We start from the raw sequence: 17009 nt of genomic DNA on the forward strand, positions 1-17009 counted from the left end.
AGTTCGACCCCGAGCCATGCTCAATACGCTGCGCAAGATCGTCCAGGAAGTTAACTCCGCCAAGGATCTCAAGGCGGCGTTGGGCATTATTGTATTGCGCGTCAAAGAGGCCATGGGCAGCCAGGTCTGCTCGGTCTACTTGCTTGACCCTGAAACCAACCGCTTCGTCCTGATGGCCACCGAGGGCTTGAACAAGCGCTCGATCGGCAAAGTCAGCATGGCGCCCAATGAAGGTCTGGTTGGCCTGGTCGGCACGCGTGAAGAACCCCTGAACCTCGAAAACGCTGCGGATCACCCGCGTTATCGTTACTTCGCCGAAACCGGTGAAGAACGCTACGCCTCATTCCTGGGTGCGCCGATCATCCACCACCGCCGAGTTGTCGGTGTGTTGGTCATCCAGCAAAAAGAACGCCGCCAGTTCGATGAAGGTGAAGAAGCCTTCCTCGTGACCATGAGCGCGCAGCTCGCGGGCGTTATCGCGCATGCCGAGGCCACCGGTTCGATCCGTGGTCTGGGCCGTCAGGGCAAAGGCATCCAGGAAGCCAAGTTTGTCGGCGTGCCGGGTTCGCCAGGTGCGGCGGTCGGTACCGCGGTGGTCATGCTGCCACCTGCCGATCTGGACGTGGTACCGGACAAGACCATCACCGACATCAACGCTGAACTGGCGCTGTTCAAAACCGCCATCGAGGGCGTTCGTGCCGACATGCGGGCGTTGTCGGCCAAGTTAGCGACGCAGCTACGACCTGAAGAGCGCGCACTGTTCGACGTTTACCTGATGATGCTCGACGATGCCTCGCTCGGCAGCGAAGTCACCACCGTGATCAAGACCGGGCAGTGGGCCCAAGGCGCATTGCGTCAAGTGGTGACCGATCACGTCAACCGTTTCGAGTTGATGGACGACGCTTATCTGCGTGAGCGCGCCTCCGACGTCAAGGATCTTGGCCGGCGTCTGCTTGCCTATTTGCAGGAAGAACGTCAGCAAACCCTGGTTTATCCCGACAATACCATCCTGATCAGCGAAGAACTGACGCCGGCCATGCTCGGCGAGGTTCCGGAAGGCAAACTGGTAGGCCTGGTGTCGGTACTCGGTTCCGGTAACTCCCACGTCGCGATCCTGGCAAGGGCCATGGGCATCCCGACGGTGATGGGCCTGGTCGACCTGCCGTATTCCAAGGTCGATGGCATCCAGATGATCGTCGATGGTTACCACGGCGAGGTCTACACCAACCCCAGCGACGTGCTGCGCAAGCAGTTCGCCGAAGTGGTCGAGGAAGAAAAACAACTGGCCCTCGGGCTGGATGCGCTGCGCGACTTGCCCTGTGTGACACTTGACGGTCACCGCATGCCGCTGTGGGTCAACACAGGTCTGTTGGCGGACGTGGCGCGGGCGCAAAAGCGTGGCGCGGAAGGTGTGGGGCTGTACCGTACCGAAGTGCCGTTCATGATCAACCAGCGCTTCCCAAGTGAAAAAGAGCAACTGGCGATTTATCGCGAGCAGCTCGCGGCGTTCCACCCGCAACCGGTGACCATGCGTAGCCTGGACATCGGCGGCGACAAGTCGCTGTCGTACTTCCCGATCAAGGAAGACAACCCATTCCTGGGCTGGCGCGGCATTCGCGTGACCCTCGACCACCCGGAAATCTTCCTGGTGCAGACCCGCGCAATGCTCAAGGCCAGTGAAGGCTTGAACAACCTGCGGATTCTGCTGCCGATGATCTCCGGCATCCATGAACTCGAAGAAGCCTTGCACCTGATTCACCGTGCCTGGGGCGAAGTCCGTGACGAGGGCACCGACGTGCCGATGCCGCCGATCGGGGTGATGATCGAGATTCCCGCCGCGGTTTATCAGACCAAGGAACTGGCGCGGATGGTGGACTTTCTGTCGGTCGGCTCCAACGACTTGACCCAATACCTGCTGGCCGTGGACCGGAACAACCCGCGTGTGGCGGATCTTTACGATTACCTGCACCCGGCAGTGCTCCAGGCGTTGCAGAACGTGGTGCGCGATGCCCACGCCGAAGGCAAGCCTGTCAGCATTTGCGGCGAAATGGCCGGTGATCCGGCCGCGGCAGTGCTGTTGATGGCGATGGGTTTCGACAGCCTGTCGATGAACGCCACCAACCTGCCGAAAGTGAAGTGGATGCTGCGTCAGATCAACCTGAGCAGGGCCAAGGAGCTGCTGGCGGAATTGATGACCATCGACAACCCGCACGTTATCCACAGCTCGCTGCAATTGGCGTTGAAGAATCTAGGGCTGGCTCGGATGATCAATCCAGCCTCGGCCAAGACCCTCTAATACTTCGAAGGCCGTTGTGGCGAGGGCGCTTGCTCACGCAGGAGTGCTAAGCGCTCCCAACCTGGCCAATGTGGTTCTTCAGATAAATCCATTGGTCAGATTGCGACGGCTGCGCAGCCGAGCGGGAGCAAGCTCCCTCGCCACAATTGATCGTCAGGTCGTCAGGTCGTCAGATCTTTATCTCAACTTCTCCCAAATGCCCGCCATAGGGCCCGAAACTCCGCTCGACCATCTGCCGCGTGCCATCCGCCTGAACAATCAATGCCGTGCTCGCTCGTGTGCCATAGGTCGGACTGGCAATAAACACGCTCGACAGTAACGTCTCGGTCGCCAAACCAACGCCAGTGTCCGGAAGTTCGGCAAACGGTGCCGTCTGCGAGTCGTTCAGCAACGCCAACAGTTGCGCAGGCTGCGGGTCATCCAGTACCGCCTCCAGCGCCGCTCGCGCCTTCAGCAGTTTCGGCCATGGCGTGTCCAGCCCCGCGTTCGACAAACCATAGACGCCCGGCTGCAGCATTACCGGCTCAGACGCTCGAGCGTTGTAGTGCCACAACTCGTGCTTATTGCCGACCAAAAGGTTAAAGCCGCCGTATTCCACCGAACGTCCGACAACGTCGTTTAAATAGTCATCAATTGATGCTTCGCCGGTGAGGAATCTTGCCACCAGTTCGCCCCTCGACTTCCTCGCGGGTGGTGTGTGCGGATCGCGAATATTGGTCAGTGCGGCGAAGCGTCCATTGGCGCCAATGCCGAGCCAGGTGCCTCCAGCCTCGAGGTCGCGACCGGCGTGCACATGCGGTGCTTCGGGCCATTGCGCGAGCGGCAGGCTGGGGCGGGCGTAGAATTCATCGCGGTTGGCGGCGACGATAAGGGGCTGGGCGTGACCAGGCTTCCAGGCGAAGACAATCAGGCACATAAGGTGGTCCTTGTGTGTTTTTTGCTCACTCTACGCAGACATCGCTCATCGATCCATCGCCTTGCACAGTGGAGCCCAAGGCCATGCATCCGTTACCATGCCGCTCCTATTTTCGGCATGTGTGGAATACGGTCATGGAATTTCTGCTCTACCTGGCGCTGGGCGCCTGTGCGGGCGTGCTGGCCGGGCTGTTCGGAGTGGGCGGGGGAATCATTATTGTCCCGGTGCTGGTGTACAGTTTTACGTTACAGGGCTTTGACGCTTCAATCCTGACCCACCTCGCCGTCGGCACATCCCTGGCGACCATTATTTTTACCTCGGTGAATGCCGTCCGCGAGCACCATCGGCGCGGAGCTGTTCGTTGGCCGATTTTTGCCTGGATGACGCTCGGCATTCTGATCGGTGCCGGGTTTGGCGCGCTGACCGCTGAAGCCATCTCGGGACCCAATTTGCAGAAGATCATCGGCGTATTCGCGTTGATCATCGCTGCTCAACTCGCCTTGGATATCAAACCGAAGGCCAGCCGAACGGTGCCAGGCAAAGTCGGTCTGACCTTGGCAGGCAGTGTGATCGGCTGGGCCTCGGCGATTTTCGGTATAGGTGGCGGTTCGCTCACGGTGCCGTTCCTTACCTGGCGAAGTGTGCCGATGCAGCAAGCAGTGGCGACCTCATCGGCTTGCGGTTTGCCGATTGCGTTGTCCAGTGCATTATTTTTCATGATTCTGGGCTGGCACGATCCGTTGCTGCCGGCCCATAGTCTCGGTTTTGTTTATTTGCCGGCGCTGCTGGGGATTGCCCTGACCAGCATGTTTTTCGCCCGCATCGGTGCGCGATTGGCTCACAGGCTATCGCCGCGCTTGCTGAAAAGACTATTCGCCGCTTTGCTGTTCTGCGTTGGCCTAAGCTTTTTGCTCTGACGCGCAGCGCAATCCTGGCTTAATCCTGACGTGACAGCGTCGCTTCGGGAATTTTGAAAGTTTCAACTCTAACGAGGAGTCGCAATGCTGCCTTACCCGCAGATCGACCCGGTGGCTTTGGCCATCGGTCCGCTGAAAATCCACTGGTACGGCCTGATGTACCTGATCGGCATCGGCGGTGCATGGCTGCTGGCGTCGCGCCGGCTCAACCGTTTCGACCCGACCTGGACCAAGGAGAAGCTCTCCGACATGGTCTTCTGGATGTCGATGGGCGTCATTGTCGGCGGTCGCTTGGGTTATGTGCTGTTCTACGATCTGAGTGCTTATCTGGCTAACCCAACGCTGATTTTCGAAGTGTGGAAGGGCGGCATGTCATTCCATGGCGGTTTTATCGGCGTGATGCTGGCAGCGTTGTGGTTCGGTAAAAAGAACAACAAGTCGTTTTTCCAGTTGATGGACTTTGTTGCGCCGATGGTGCCGATTGGCCTGGGCGCCGGGCGTATCGGCAACTTCATCAACGCCGAATTGTGGGGCAAGGCGACGGACGTGCCGTGGGCAATGGTGTTCCCAGCGTTCAGCGATCCGGCACAGTTGCCGCGTCACCCTTCGCAGCTGTATCAGTTCGCGCTGGAAGGCGTGGCGCTGTTCCTGATCCTGTGGATCTTTTCGCGCAAGCCACGACCAACCATGGCTGTATCGGGGATGTTCGCATTGTTCTACGGCATCTTCCGCTTCATTGTGGAATTCGTCCGCGTCCCGGACGCGCAGTTGGGCTACCTGGCCTGGAACTGGCTGACCATGGGCCAAGTGCTCTGTGTGCCGATGATCATCGGCGGTCTGTTCCTGATCTGGCTGGCGTATCGCCGCGCTCCGGCAACGCCAGCAGCGGCGGTTTAAAATTCGAATCCCGGGGGCGACGGCCTTCGGGTTCAAGGACACAGGTAACTCATGAAGCAATATCTCGAACTGGTTGCGCACGTCATCAAGAATGGCACCAAACAGGCCAACCGCACCGGCGTGAACACCATCAGTTTCCCGGGTGCGATGCTGCGTTATGACTTGAAAGAAGGTTTCCCGGCGATTACTACTCGCAAAATGGCCTTCAAATCGGCCATTGGCGAGATGTGCGGTTTCCTGCGCGGGGTGAACAACGCCGCTGAGTTCCGTGCGTTGGGCTGCAAGGTCTGGGATCAGAACGCCAACGAAAATGCGCAATGGCTGGCGAATCCGTTCCGGCAGGGCGAAGACGACCTGGGCGAGATCTACGGTGTGCAGTGGCGCAAATGGCCGGCGTACAAGCAAATCCCTGTCAGCAACAAAGCCGCCATCGAACAAACACTAAGCCAAGGCTATCGCCAGATTGCTGAAGGCGAAGAGGATGGCCAGGCTTACGTGGTGTTGTACAAGGCGATCGACCAGATTCGCCAGTGCGTCGACACCATCATCAAAGACCCGGGCAGCCGTCGTATTCTGTTTCACGGCTGGAACGTGGCACAGCTCGACGAAATGGCGCTGCCACCGTGCCATTTGCTTTACCAGTTCCACCCGAATGTAGAAACCAAAGAGATTTCCCTGACGCTCTATATCCGCTCCAACGACCTGGGCCTCGGTACGCCGTTCAATCTCACCGAGGGCGCGGCACTGCTGAGCCTGATCGGTCGCCTGACCGGTTACACGCCACGTTGGTTCACCTATTTCATCGGTGATGCCCACGTTTACGAAAATCACTTGGACATGCTTAACGAACAACTCAAGCGCGAACCGTTCCCGATGCCGAAACTGGTGATCAGCGACCGTGTTCCGGAGTTCGCCAAGACTGGCGTGTACCAGCCAGAATGGCTGGAGCAGATCGAGCCAGGTGATTTCTCGCTCGAGGGATATCAGCACCACGCGCCGATGACCGCGCCGATGGCGGTCTAAGCCTTACACCCTGTGCGTGCAGGCGCGAGCTTGCTCGCGATGAATTCAAATGCAGCGTATTCGTCCCGACAATACGCGTCATCGTTGAAGTCCATCGCAAGCTCGCTCGTACCGTGTCGGGGATTAACTACTTTAGTTTGAAATTTACTGCGCCAAGCCCATACCAAAAATCAAAATCATGTGAACTTAACAACAGCGCCAGCTGTACGGTAATAGGTGTTCCGCTATCACCTTGATAGTGTTTAGGTGGGATGTTGAATACGTAGATTCCTGATGATTGGTCAGCCTCTTGATTGAATTGTAGAGGGGTAGTGGGATGCCGAAATTGCGCAATAATACGCGTGCTTTGCGAAACGTTAGTTATCTCCTGAGAAGTGACTTTAATGCCATTTGGATACTCAGCTGGATCCAGAATTCCATCCTTAACCCCTTCGACGATAATATTGCCCGACGCTTTGAAGGCTGAGGCTACCAATAATGGTATTGGTGCGGAAGGCAGATCAGGTTCATTCAAGCGCTCTCGAACCAAGCGTATGGTTGAAAAAATACTTTCAAATTTTTTGATCTGGTCTTTTGGCAATAGGAAGCGAATAGGCTGTTCAATACACCTTACTTCGGTTCTTTCAGTGCGATAATTTATGCTTCCGTCATTTGCTTGCCATTCCAGCCTTACAAAGTCCGAAGTTTTCACGTCATGTGAGGTGTCAGCGTTCATCACCACAAAAAAGTGGAAATGATTGTTCTGGATAGGTATCACATACAGGCCGGCCGCCGTATCGAGTTTCTTGAAACGTGCATCCTCAAGGTTTTTCTTATAAAGCATGGAAGGCGTGGGGATTTCTGCTAAGCGTGGTTTGTCAGGCTTGAAGTTTTCAGCTGGAATCGTGCCTTCACTTGGAAACTCTATAATATCATTCACGGTTAGCCTCTATTGTATGAGTTCCAGAGTCTGAGGAGTCTGGGGTTGAAAAGGCTAACCTCTCTATTTAGACTTATCTACTGTCATAAATGACAGTAGATAATAATATTAGTTCTTCGAAAATAGTGGCTTAGTTCCAATTTAGTCTATGGATTTGCCCGAGTGTATTAACATTGGAAAGGTATCAATGCCCATGACTTCTCCCGACATGGGAATGCTCAACCTCTGTTGCCACAACCCCGCCACTGATTTCCAGCCGCTGCAAAATCCCGCATTGATCAATATCCGGCCCCTCGCTGCAGCGTTGGCGCAGGTCAAGTAATTGCGTCTGCAGGGCCAGCAAACCATCGATCCGTGCCTTGACGTGATGGATATGCTCATCGATCAGTGCATTCACGCTTTCGCATTGGTCCTGCGGGCTGTCGCGCAGCGTCAGCAGGCTGCGGATTTCCTCCAGCGTCATGTCGAGCGTTCGGCAATTGCGGATAAAGGTCAGGCGTTCAGCGTGGGCCTGGGTGTAGACGCGATAATTGCCGTCGCTGCGGGCGGGCTCTGGCAGAAGGTTTTCGCGCTCGTAATAACGAATTGTTTCTACGGCGCAGTCGGTGAGTTTTGCCAGTTCTCCGATCTTCATCACGACAATCTCCAAATAGGTGCTTGACCCTATAGTGGCTACAGGGTCTTTACTTGGCAACAGGCACCTTTATGGACGCGACTAATGAGCGATTCCCTTCACACCCACAAACCCCATGCTGGGCACGATCACGATCACGATCACGATCACGATCACAGCCAAACGCTGCAGCCTGTGCAGAAGCATGACCATGGCAGTCACGGCGACTCCTGCTGTTCATCCAAGGTGTCTGCACCTTCGTTGATCAAGTTGAGCGAAACGCCAACCGCTGGCGCGCGGCTGAGCAGTTTCCGCATCGACGCCATGGACTGCCCGACCGAGCAAACGCTGATCCAGAACAAACTGGGCAAGCTTGCGGGCGTGCAGCAACTGGAGTTCAACCTGATCAACCGCGTGTTGGGTGTGACGCATGACTTGCCCGACACGGCGCCGATCATCGAGGCCATCAAGTCGCTGGGCATGCAGGCCGAACCGTTGGAGCAAGGCGTCGAAGCGCCGGCCCCTGCGCACGAGAAAAAACATTGGTGGCCACTGGCGCTGTCCGGCGTTGGCGCGCTCGCGGCGGAAGTGATCCATTTCACCCATGCCGCGCCGACCTGGGTGGTGGCAATCATTGCGTTGGTCTCGATTCTCAGCGGCGGCCTTACCACCTATAAAAAAGGCTGGATCGCCCTTAAAAACCTCAACCTGAACATCAATGCACTGATGAGCATCGCGGTGACGGGTGCGGTGTTGATCGGGCAATGGCCGGAAGCCGCCATGGTGATGTTCCTGTTCACCGTGGCCGAGTTGATCGAAGCCAAGTCATTGGATCGTGCACGCAATGCCATCAGCGGCCTGATGCAAATGACGCCGGAGCAAGCCACGGTGCAGCAAGCCGATGGTAGCTGGGTCGAGCAAGGGGTCAAAAGCATTGAGCTGGGGGCGCGAGTTCGGGTGCGTCCCGGTGAGCGCATCGGGCTGGACGGCGAAGTGGTGTCCGGTAACTCAACCATCGATCAAGCGCCGATTACCGGTGAAAGCCTGCCCGTGGAGAAGTCCATCGGTGACAAGGTTTTCGCTGGCACCATCAATCAATCCGGTTCGCTGGAATACACGGTGACCGCTGCGGCCAACAACTCGACCCTGGCGCGGATCATCCATGCCGTGGAACAGGCGCAGGGAGCGCGGGCGCCGACCCAGCGTTTCGTTGACCAGTTTTCGAAGATATACACCCCGGTCGTGTTTCTCTTTGCCCTCGCGGTGGCGGTGATTCCGCCGCTGTTCATGGGGGCCGTGTGGTTCGACTGGATCTACCGGGCATTGGTGTTGCTGGTGGTTGCCTGTCCGTGTGCGCTGGTGATTTCTACACCAGTGACCATTGTCAGCGGGCTTGCGGCAGCCGCGCGCAAAGGGATTCTGGTCAAGGGCGGCGTCTACCTGGAGGGCGGTTATAAACTCGATTACCTGGCCCTCGACAAGACCGGCACCATCACTCATGGCAAACCGGTACAAACCGATTACCTGTCGCTCGATGCCACGGCCGACGCATCGGCCCCGGCCATTGCGGCCGCACTGGCTGGCCGCTCCGATCACCCGGTATCGCTGGCCATCGCCAATGCGGCTGTGGATAAGCAATTTGCACCGTTGAATGTGGATAACTTTGAAGCGTTGGCGGGCCGTGGTGTTCGCGGCGAGATTAACGGTGAGGTCTATCACCTCGGCAACCATCGCCTGGTAGAAGAGTTGAACCTCTGTTCACCGGCACTGGAAGAGAAGCTGTTTGCGCTGGAAAAACAGGGCAAGTCAGTGGTCCTGCTGCTCGATAAATCCGGTCCGCTGGCGCTGTTCGCCGTAGCAGACACGGTGAAAGACTCCAGCCGCGAGGCGATCCGCCAACTGCATGAGCTGGGCATCAAGACCCTGATGCTGACCGGCGATAACGTGCACACCGCTCAAGCGATTGCGGCACAAGTGGGCATCGATCAGGCCCAAGGTGATTTGCTGCCGACAGACAAACTGCAGGCCATCGAAGCCCTGTATGCGCAGGGCCATCGAGTGGGCATGGTCGGTGATGGCATCAATGACGCGCCGGCGCTGGCACGGTCCGAGATCGGATTTGCGATGGCCGCGGCCGGCACCGACACCGCCATTGAGACCGCTGATGTCGCCCTGATGGACGACGATCTACGCAAGATTCCGACCTTTATTCGGTTGTCGCGGCAGACGTCCAGCATCCTTAAACAGAACATCGCGCTGGCATTGGTCATCAAAGCGATCTTTCTTGGGGTAACCTTCGCCGGGGTCGCCACCATGTGGATGGCGGTGTTCGCCGACATGGGCGTCAGCCTGTTGGTGGTGTTCAATGGTTTGCGCCTGTTGCGCAAATAAGTGATGAGGAAGGGCAGTGCTGAGTGCCGAGTTGAAGGCGTTTTACATGGTGGCCCGTTTGGGCAGCATCACCCTGGCCGCAAAAAAACTTGGCCTGAGCCAGCCCACCGTGACCACGCAGATCAAGCATCTGGAAAGCCAATACTCGGTGGAACTGTTCTACCGTGGCGGTCGCCGTCTCACCGTTAGTGACGAAGGTGCGCGGCTGTTGCCGATGGTCAAGACGCTGTTGCAGCAGGAAGCCGATATCGAGTTTTTCCTGCGCAACAGCGGCCAGGTTCAAGGCGCACTGCGCATCGCCGCCACTGCGCCGTATTACATCCTCGACCTGGTGAAGACCTTTCGTGAACGCTTGCCGCACGTGGAGGTGTCGGTGGAAATCGGCAACTCACAGCAGGTGCTCGAAGCGCTGGAAGAATACCGGGTCGATGTTGCTGCGTCCTCGCAATTGCTGGAAGACCCGCGACTGATTCGCCGAGTGCTCGGCAGCGATCCACTGGTGTTGGCGGTGCATCGCAATCATCCGCTGGCGGTTCTTGATCATGTGCCACTCAGCGCGTTAGCCGGGCATACGCTGTTGATGCGCGAATCGGGTTCCACAACGCGGCGACTGACCGAGAATTTTCTGGCCAGCGCCGGCGTCAGCTTCGGCCCGCTGCTGGAGATCGGCAGTCGCGAATCAATTCGTGAGGCGGTGCTGCGCAACATCGGCATCAGCATCATCGCCCGCCAGGAAGTGCCGCACGATCCGCAATTGCGCGTGCTGACCCTCGAAAACGCACCGCAGATTTCCGAGTACTTGTACTGCCTCAAAGAACGCAAAAGCGCACGCCTGCCAGCAGCGTTCCTCGGCGTGGCCCAGGAAATGGCCCCCGCCTGAAATCTGGTTTGCCTGTGCTGGCCTCTTCGCGGGCAAGCCCGCTCCCACAGGGTTCTGCAGTGAACACAGACCTTGTAAACACCAGTGATTCCTGTGGGAGTGGGCTTGCCCGCGAAGGGAACAGACCAGACTACACATCACTCAAACCCAAATCCCCCAATACCACTATCGGCAGTTTTTGCCTCACTGCCACATGACGGACGCATTACAAACCTAGGATGGGCCCATCTGCTTGATGAGGCCTGACCATGAACCACGCAATCGCAACTGCCCCAACCAACCCCGGCGTGCCGATGAAAGTGCGCGGCGTGCAAAAACGCTTTGGCGCGTTTACCGCGTTGGATGGCGTTTCGCTCGATGTCGCGGCCGGTGAGCTGGTGTGTCTGTTAGGCCCTTCAGGCTGCGGCAAAACGACGTTGCTGCGGTGCATCGCGGGCCTTGAGCAGCAAGACAGCGGCGAGTTGTACCTGGGCGACCGCGACGTTTCCCACTTGGCGCCTCAGGCTCGGGACTACGGCATTCTGTTTCAGTCCTACGCGCTATTTCCTAATCTCACCGTCGAAGCGAACATTGCCTATGGCCTCGCCGGCAGCGGTCGCGATGAAGTGCGCAAGCGTGTCGGCCAGATGCTCGAACTGGTCGGCCTGACTGGCAGTGAAAAAAAATACCCCGGTCAATTGTCGGGTGGTCAGCAGCAACGCGTTGCGCTGGCTCGGGCATTAGCGCCAGCGCCTTCCTTGTTGTTGCTCGATGAGCCGATGTCAGCGCTGGACGCCAGGGTTCGTGAGCATCTGTGCACTGAGTTGCGTCAATTGCAGCGCAACCTTGGCGTCACCACGCTGATGGTCACGCACAATCAGGACGAGGCCATGTTGATGGCCGACCGCATCGCCGTGATGCACAACGGCAAGGTCGAGCAATACGCCACGCCTCAGGAAATCTATGACCGCCCGGCGACCCCGTTTGTGGCGGAGTTTGTCGGTCAGGGCAACTGGCTGCCATTCCGCCGCAGCAGCGACAGCCATGCACAGGTTGGCGGGATGAATATGCGCTTGGCCGACGGCAGCGCAAAAACAGCATCGGGCCGGTTGTTCTGCCGCCCCGAAACCATCAGCGTCAACCCGACGGTGCATGAAGAAAACCTGTTCCCGGCCAAGGTTCGCGACATTACTTTTCTCGGCAACCGCTGCCGCATGAGCTTTGAACTCGACCAGTTGCCGGGCCATGCGTTGTTGGCCGAGTTGGCACCGCAAGACATGCCACGGCTCGGTGCACAACACATCATGGTCGCCTTGCCGCCGCGCAGCTTGCAGGTGTTTGCCTGATGAGCGCGAACATCGCGCTGCCGATACCGCACAAGCAGGTTCGGCAGACCTCCCGTGCCGAGATCGGCGACCGGGTGTTCGTGGTTGGCGGCAAAGTTCTGCTGCTGGTGTTGCTCGGCGTCGCGGTGTTGATGCCGCTGCTGGCGATCTTCTGGCGCGGGTTCAGTGACGAGGCGGGACAGGGCGGCGGTTTGGTGGCTGCCCGTGAATTGGTGACCAGTGCGAATTTCCATTGGCTGCTCGGCAACAGCCTGAAGGTTTCCCTCAGTGTTGCGGCAATCGTCGTACCGCTGGCCTACCTGTTTGCCTACGCCCTGCAACGCACATTGATCCCGGGCAAAGGCATATGGCGCGCAATTTCGTTGCTGCCACTGATGGCGCCATCGATGCTGCCGGGCATCGCATTGGTCTACCTGTTCGGCAATCAAGGCATGTTGCGCGGTCTACTCTCCGACAACATCTACGGCTTCTGGGGCATTGTGCTGGGCGAGGTCATCTACACCTTTCCCCACGCATTGATGATTCTGCTGTCGGCGCTGTCCCTGGCGGATGCGCGACTGTTCGATGCGGCCTCCAGCATGGGCGCCAGTCCTGCCAAAGCGTTTCGCAGCATCACGTGGCCGGCGACACGTCAGGCGGTATTCGCCGCGTTTTGCCTGGTATTTACCCTGACCATCACCGACTTCGGCGTGCCGGTGGTTGTCGGTGGCGACTATCAAGTGCTGGCGCTGGAAGCCTACAAAGCGGTGGTCGGCCAGCAACAATTCGGTCGCGGTGCATTGATCGGCATGGTGTTGCTGCTGCCGGCGCTGTTGAGTTTTGCGGTCGATGCCTGGCTGCGACGCCGTCAAGGCGACGCCATGAGCGGCCGGGCACAGGTCTTTACCCCGGCACCGTCGATACGCCGCGATCGTTGTTATCTGGCGATCGTGTTGTTGATTTGTGCGGTGTTGTTGCTGGTGTTCGGCATGGCGGTTTACTCCTCGCTGGTCAAATTCTGGCCGTACAACTTGTCGCTGTCGCTTAACCATTATCAATTTAATGACACGGCGGGCGGTGGCTGGCTGGCCTATGGCAACAGCGTGAAGATGGCGTTGTGCACCGCGTTGATCGGCAGCGTGCTGATCTTCACTGGCGCCTACCTGATGGAAAAAACCAAGGGCCAGCGCGGACTGAATCTGGCCTTGCGCATGCTCAGTTTCGTGCCGATGGCGGTGCCGGGTCTGGTGCTTGGTTTGGGTTACGTATTCTTTTTCAACCTCAACGGTAACCCGCTGCATGTGCTCTACGGGACCATGACCCTGTTGGTGGTGTGCACCATTGCTCACTATTTGACCACTGCGCAAATGACCGCGACCACTGCGCTGCGTCAACTCGACGCCGAATTTGAAGCCGCCGCGCTGTCGCTCAAGGCGCCGCTGTATCGGCATTACCTGCGCGTCACCGTGCCAATTTGCCTGCCGGCACTGCTGGACATCGTGCGCTATCTGTTCGTCTCGGCCATGACCACCGTCTCGGCGGCGATCTTCCTCTACAGCCCCGACACCATCCTTGCTGCGGTGGCGGTGCTGAACATGGACGACGCCGGCAACGTTGGCGGCGCGGCAGCGATGTCGACCCTGATTCTGTTCACCTCGGCGGGCGTCTCGCTGCTGCTGGCCTGGGCTTCGCGCGGTTTGTTACGCCGCTCCCAGGCCTGGCGGCAGACCGCGCCGGGCCACTGATAGCCATCCCGTAAACCTCAACTCAAAACAGGAAAAGATCATGTTCAAGCCACTGGCACTCGCCGCTGCTGTCCTCACCGCTTTCAGCCTGAACGCCTTCGCTGCGAAAATCGAGTTGACGGTGTACACCGCGCTCGAAGCCGAACAATTGAAGACTTACAAGGACGCCTTCGAAAAGGCTAATCCGGACGTCGAGATCAAGTGGGTGCGCGACTCCACCGGCATCATCACTGCCAAGCTGCTGGCCGAAAAGGCTCGTCCGCAAGCTGACGCCGTGTGGGGGCTGGCGGCGTCGAGCCTGGCGATTCTCGATCAACAAGGCATGCTGCAAAGCTATGCACCGAAAGACCTCGGCAAGATTGGCGCGAACTACCGCGACGCCGCCAACCCGCCAGCCTGGGTTGGTATGGACGTGTGGGCGGCGACCATTTGCTTCAACACCGTGGAGGCCGAGAAGCAGGGCCTGAGCAAACCGGTGAGCTGGCAAGACCTGACCAAGCCTGAATACAAAGGCAAGATCGTAATGCCTAACCCGGCTTCGTCCGGCACCGGTTTCCTCGACGTCAGCGCCTGGCTGCAAACCTTCGGCGAGAAGCAAGGCTGGCAGTACATGGACGAATTGCACCAGAACATCGGCCAGTACGTTCACTCAGGTTCCAAGCCTTGCAAACTGGCGGCCTCGGGCGAATTCCCGATTGGTATTTCCTTTGAATACCCAGCGGTTCAGTTGAAGCGCCAAGGGGCACCGCTGGACATCATCCTGCCAAAAGAAGGCCTGGGCTGGGAGATCGAAGCGACCGCTGTGATCAAAGGCACTTCGCATGAAGAGGCCGCCAAGAAACTGGCCGATTTTTCGGCGAGCCCGGCCGCGATGGAGCTTTATAAAGAAAACTTCGCAGTGCTGGCCCAACCGGGTATCGCCAAGCCGCAGACCGAATTGCCGGCGGATTACGAACAGCGTTTGATCAAGAATGACTTTGCCTGGGCATCGAAGAACCGTGACGAAATCCTGACCGAATGGCGCAGGCGCTATGACGGCAAGTCCGAGAAAGTGGTCGCCAAGTAAATCTTCATAGGCTGACAGGGACCCATCGCGAGCAGGCTCGCTCCCAGATGGGAATGCAATCCAACTGTGAGAGCCCCGCGAGCGGCTCGCTTCCACGGGGAATGCAATCCAACTGTGGGAGCCCGCGAGCGGCTCGCTCCCAGATGGGAATGCAATCCAACTATGAGAGCCCCGCGAGCGGCTCGCTTCCACGGGGAATGCAATCCAACTGTGGGAGCCCCGCGAGCGGCTCGCTTCCGCAGGGGAATGCAATCCAACTGTGAGAGCCCCGCGAGCGGCTCGCTTCCGCAGGGGAATGCAATCCAACTGTGAGAGCCCCGCGAGCGACTCGCTTCCACGGGGAATGCGATCCAACTGTGGGAGCCCCGCGAGCGGCTCGCTTCCACAGGGGAATGCGATCCATTGTGGGAGCGAGCCTGCTCGCGATGGCGGTCTGTCATTCAGGACAAATTTTAATGACATCACACAACGACATGCTGATCGTCGGCGCTGGCATTCTCGGTTTGTCGCACGCTTACGCGGCGGCCAAACGCGGTCTTAAGGTCACTGTTTTCGAACGCAGCGCCACACCGCTGGGTGCTTCGGTGCGCAACTTCGGCCAAGCGCTCGTTACCGGCCAACCTCCGGGCCCAATGCTTGAACTGGCCAAGGCCAGCCGTGAAATCTGGGGCGACTGGGCACAACGGGCGGGCGTGCAACTCAAGCGCAACGGTTCGTACCTGTTCGCCCGCAACGAAGCCGAAGAACATCTGCTGGAAGCGTTCTGCGCCGGACGTGCAGTGGAACACGGTTACCGTGTCGAGCTGCTGCGCGGGGCTGCATTAAGCGCGTTATACGCCGGCCAGTTCAGTCATCACCGTGCCGCGTTGCACGGCTTGGACGACCAGCAATTGTATTCCCGTGAAGCTATTCCGGCGCTGATCAACTATCTGCAGCGGGATTTAGGCGTGCAGTTTCATTTCTCGACCCTAGTGCGCGACATCGAACCCGGTCTTTTGCACAGTACCGCTGGCACCTTCAGCGCCGAACAGATCATCGTTTGCTCCGGGCACGATTATCAGACCTTGTTGGCCGAACAAATCGGCGCACTCGATCCGCAAATCTGTCGATTGCAAATGCTCCGCGCCCGGCCACAGATCAACCTCAACCTGCAACACGCCTTGCTCACGGGATTGAGTTGTGTGCACTACGGCGCATTTGCCGATCTGCCGGAAGCGGCGGCGGTGCAAGCGCAGATCCTGCGCGAAGAGCCGCATCTGCACGAAAACGGCATCCATTTGTTGATGAGCCCGACGCCTTATGGCGAGTTGATCATCGGTGATTCGCACCATTACGGCAGCGATCCATCACCGTTCAACGCCGAGCAAGTGGACGACTGGATGATCGAGCTGGCCGAGCAGACGTTGGGCTGCAAGGTGCAAGTGGTGGAGCGCTGGCAAGGGGTCTATGGTTCACGGGGGCCGGGACCTTTCTCGTTCCTGCAACCAATGCCAGGCGTGAGTGTGGCGCTGATGCATACGGGGGTTGGCATGAGCGTCGGGCCGGCGATGGCCGAACGCAATGTCGCATCGTTGATGGGAGAGCTTTGATGGAACGCACTGCGCAAGTGATCGACGAAGTTTTTGGTTTGTACGAACGTTTTGGCGCCAGCGATTACATCGGCGAGCCGGTGTCGCAAATCGAGCACATGTCCCAGGCCGCCGAACGGGCGATGGCTGAAGGCTTCGACGATGAAGTGGTGCTGGCGGCGTTTTTCCATGACATCGGCCATATCTGTGCCGTCGACACCGCCGAGAACATGGGGGGCTTCGGCGTGGTCAGTCATGAACGTTTAGGCGCTGATTACTTACGCCGCGCAGGCTTTAGTGAGCGCATGGCGCGGTTGGTCGAGTATCACGTGCAGGCCAAGCGTTACCTGACGCTTAAAGAGCCTGGGTACTACGAACGCTTGAGTGAGGCCAGCCGCCGCACGCTGGAATATCAGGGCGGCGTGATGACTGAGGCCTAGGCTTACACCTTCGAGCAAGACCCGTTGTGTGCCG

General features: G+C 58.3%; 14 protein-coding genes. 11 read left to right on the plus strand and 3 right to left on the minus strand.

The window, feature by feature from the left end:
• Positions 1-16 precede the first annotated feature (16 nt).
• Positions 17-2296: a phosphoenolpyruvate--protein phosphotransferase gene (gene ptsP / locus ACQR3R_RS18955; RefSeq protein ID WP_428274177.1), complete on the plus strand. Its 2280-nt coding sequence runs from the start codon at positions 17-19 to the stop codon at positions 2294-2296.
• Between the two features lie 169 nt (positions 2297-2465).
• Here the strand turns inward: ptsP and ACQR3R_RS18960 are convergent, their stop codons facing one another.
• Complete coding sequence (locus ACQR3R_RS18960) at positions 2466-3212, minus strand: NRDE family protein (RefSeq protein ID WP_428274179.1); 747 nt, start codon at positions 3210-3212, stop codon at positions 2466-2468.
• 134 nt (positions 3213-3346) lie between these two features.
• Between ACQR3R_RS18960 and ACQR3R_RS18965 the strand changes: the two genes are divergently transcribed.
• The 3 genes from ACQR3R_RS18965 to ACQR3R_RS18975 all read left to right on the plus strand — a co-directional run bounded on the left by ACQR3R_RS18965 (position 3347) and on the right by ACQR3R_RS18975 (position 6049).
• On the plus strand, positions 3347-4129 hold the full coding sequence (locus tag ACQR3R_RS18965) for a TSUP family transporter (protein ID WP_428274181.1): 783 nt from the start codon (positions 3347-3349) through the stop codon (positions 4127-4129).
• 84 nt (positions 4130-4213) lie between these two features.
• On the plus strand, positions 4214-5026 hold the full coding sequence (gene lgt / locus ACQR3R_RS18970; RefSeq protein ID WP_428274183.1) for a prolipoprotein diacylglyceryl transferase: 813 nt from the start codon (positions 4214-4216) through the stop codon (positions 5024-5026).
• Between the two features lie 51 nt (positions 5027-5077).
• On the plus strand, positions 5078-6049 hold the full coding sequence (locus ACQR3R_RS18975) for a thymidylate synthase (protein WP_428274185.1): 972 nt from the start codon (positions 5078-5080) through the stop codon (positions 6047-6049).
• A gap of 127 nt (positions 6050-6176) precedes the next feature.
• Here ACQR3R_RS18975 and ACQR3R_RS18980 read toward each other — a convergent pair whose 3' ends face one another.
• Together ACQR3R_RS18980 and cadR are read right to left on the minus strand one after the other, a co-directional pair.
• A complete protein-coding gene (locus ACQR3R_RS18980; RefSeq protein ID WP_428274187.1) occupies positions 6177-6968 on the minus strand; it encodes a hypothetical protein in 792 nt (263 codons plus the stop codon).
• Between the two features lie 184 nt (positions 6969-7152).
• Positions 7153-7602: a Cd(II)/Pb(II)-responsive transcriptional regulator gene (gene cadR / locus ACQR3R_RS18985; protein WP_428274450.1), complete on the minus strand. Its 450-nt coding sequence runs from the start codon at positions 7600-7602 to the stop codon at positions 7153-7155.
• 84 nt (positions 7603-7686) lie between these two features.
• Here cadR and ACQR3R_RS18990 point away from each other — a divergent pair, with 84 nt between their 5' ends.
• The 7 genes from ACQR3R_RS18990 to ACQR3R_RS19020 all read left to right on the plus strand — a co-directional run bounded on the left by ACQR3R_RS18990 (position 7687) and on the right by ACQR3R_RS19020 (position 16975).
• Entirely contained in the window at positions 7687-9972 is a 2286-nt protein-coding gene (locus tag ACQR3R_RS18990; protein ID WP_428274189.1) for a heavy metal translocating P-type ATPase, read from the plus strand.
• Between the two features lie 16 nt (positions 9973-9988).
• Complete coding sequence (locus ACQR3R_RS18995; protein WP_428274191.1) at positions 9989-10852, plus strand: LysR substrate-binding domain-containing protein; 864 nt, start codon at positions 9989-9991, stop codon at positions 10850-10852.
• A gap of 248 nt (positions 10853-11100) precedes the next feature.
• Positions 11101-12177: a putative 2-aminoethylphosphonate ABC transporter ATP-binding protein gene (locus ACQR3R_RS19000; protein ID WP_428274193.1), complete on the plus strand. Its 1077-nt coding sequence runs from the start codon at positions 11101-11103 to the stop codon at positions 12175-12177.
• Entirely contained in the window at positions 12177-13901 is a 1725-nt protein-coding gene (locus tag ACQR3R_RS19005) for a putative 2-aminoethylphosphonate ABC transporter permease subunit (protein ID WP_428274195.1), read from the plus strand. The genes ACQR3R_RS19000 and ACQR3R_RS19005 overlap by 1 nt, the downstream gene beginning before the upstream one ends.
• A 40-nt stretch (positions 13902-13941) precedes the next feature.
• Positions 13942-14967, plus strand: a complete 1026-nt coding sequence (locus ACQR3R_RS19010) for a putative 2-aminoethylphosphonate ABC transporter substrate-binding protein (protein ID WP_428274197.1) — start codon at positions 13942-13944, stop codon at positions 14965-14967.
• A 455-nt stretch (positions 14968-15422) separates the two neighbouring features.
• Positions 15423-16556 carry a TIGR03364 family FAD-dependent oxidoreductase gene (locus ACQR3R_RS19015; protein WP_428274199.1) on the plus strand — a complete coding sequence of 378 codons (1134 nt, stop codon included), beginning with the start codon at positions 15423-15425 and terminating at the stop codon, positions 16554-16556.
• Positions 16556-16975, plus strand: a complete 420-nt coding sequence (locus tag ACQR3R_RS19020; protein ID WP_428274201.1) for an HD domain-containing protein — start codon at positions 16556-16558, stop codon at positions 16973-16975. Before ACQR3R_RS19015 ends, ACQR3R_RS19020 begins: the two co-directional genes overlap by 1 nt.
• Positions 16976-17009 lie beyond the last annotated feature (34 nt).

The organism is Gordonia sp. IEGM753 (assembly GCF_050321825.1).
Taxonomy (GTDB): Bacteria; Pseudomonadota; Gammaproteobacteria; order Pseudomonadales; family Pseudomonadaceae; genus Aquipseudomonas.

What these genes read in the sequence shown, in the direction of transcription:
- ptsP (WP_428274177.1), top strand. Translation starts at nt 17, where the DNA reads ATGCTCAATACGCTGCGCAAGATCGTCCAGGAAGTTAACTCCGCCAAG.
- ACQR3R_RS18960 (WP_428274179.1), bottom strand. Translation starts at nt 3,212, where the DNA reads ATGTGCCTGATTGTCTTCGCCTGGAAGCCTGGTCACGCCCAGCCCCTT.
- ACQR3R_RS18965 (WP_428274181.1), top strand. Translation starts at nt 3,347, where the DNA reads ATGGAATTTCTGCTCTACCTGGCGCTGGGCGCCTGTGCGGGCGTGCTG.
- lgt (WP_428274183.1), top strand. Translation starts at nt 4,214, where the DNA reads ATGCTGCCTTACCCGCAGATCGACCCGGTGGCTTTGGCCATCGGTCCG.
- ACQR3R_RS18975 (WP_428274185.1), top strand. Translation starts at nt 5,078, where the DNA reads ATGAAGCAATATCTCGAACTGGTTGCGCACGTCATCAAGAATGGCACC.
- cadR (WP_428274450.1), bottom strand. Translation starts at nt 7,602, where the DNA reads ATGAAGATCGGAGAACTGGCAAAACTCACCGACTGCGCCGTAGAAACA.
- ACQR3R_RS18990 (WP_428274189.1), top strand. Translation starts at nt 7,687, where the DNA reads ATGAGCGATTCCCTTCACACCCACAAACCCCATGCTGGGCACGATCAC.
- ACQR3R_RS19000 (WP_428274193.1), top strand. Translation starts at nt 11,101, where the DNA reads ATGAACCACGCAATCGCAACTGCCCCAACCAACCCCGGCGTGCCGATG.
- ACQR3R_RS19005 (WP_428274195.1), top strand. Translation starts at nt 12,177, where the DNA reads ATGAGCGCGAACATCGCGCTGCCGATACCGCACAAGCAGGTTCGGCAG.
- ACQR3R_RS19010 (WP_428274197.1), top strand. Translation starts at nt 13,942, where the DNA reads ATGTTCAAGCCACTGGCACTCGCCGCTGCTGTCCTCACCGCTTTCAGC.
- ACQR3R_RS19015 (WP_428274199.1), top strand. Translation starts at nt 15,423, where the DNA reads ATGACATCACACAACGACATGCTGATCGTCGGCGCTGGCATTCTCGGT.
- ACQR3R_RS19020 (WP_428274201.1), top strand. Translation starts at nt 16,556, where the DNA reads ATGGAACGCACTGCGCAAGTGATCGACGAAGTTTTTGGTTTGTACGAA.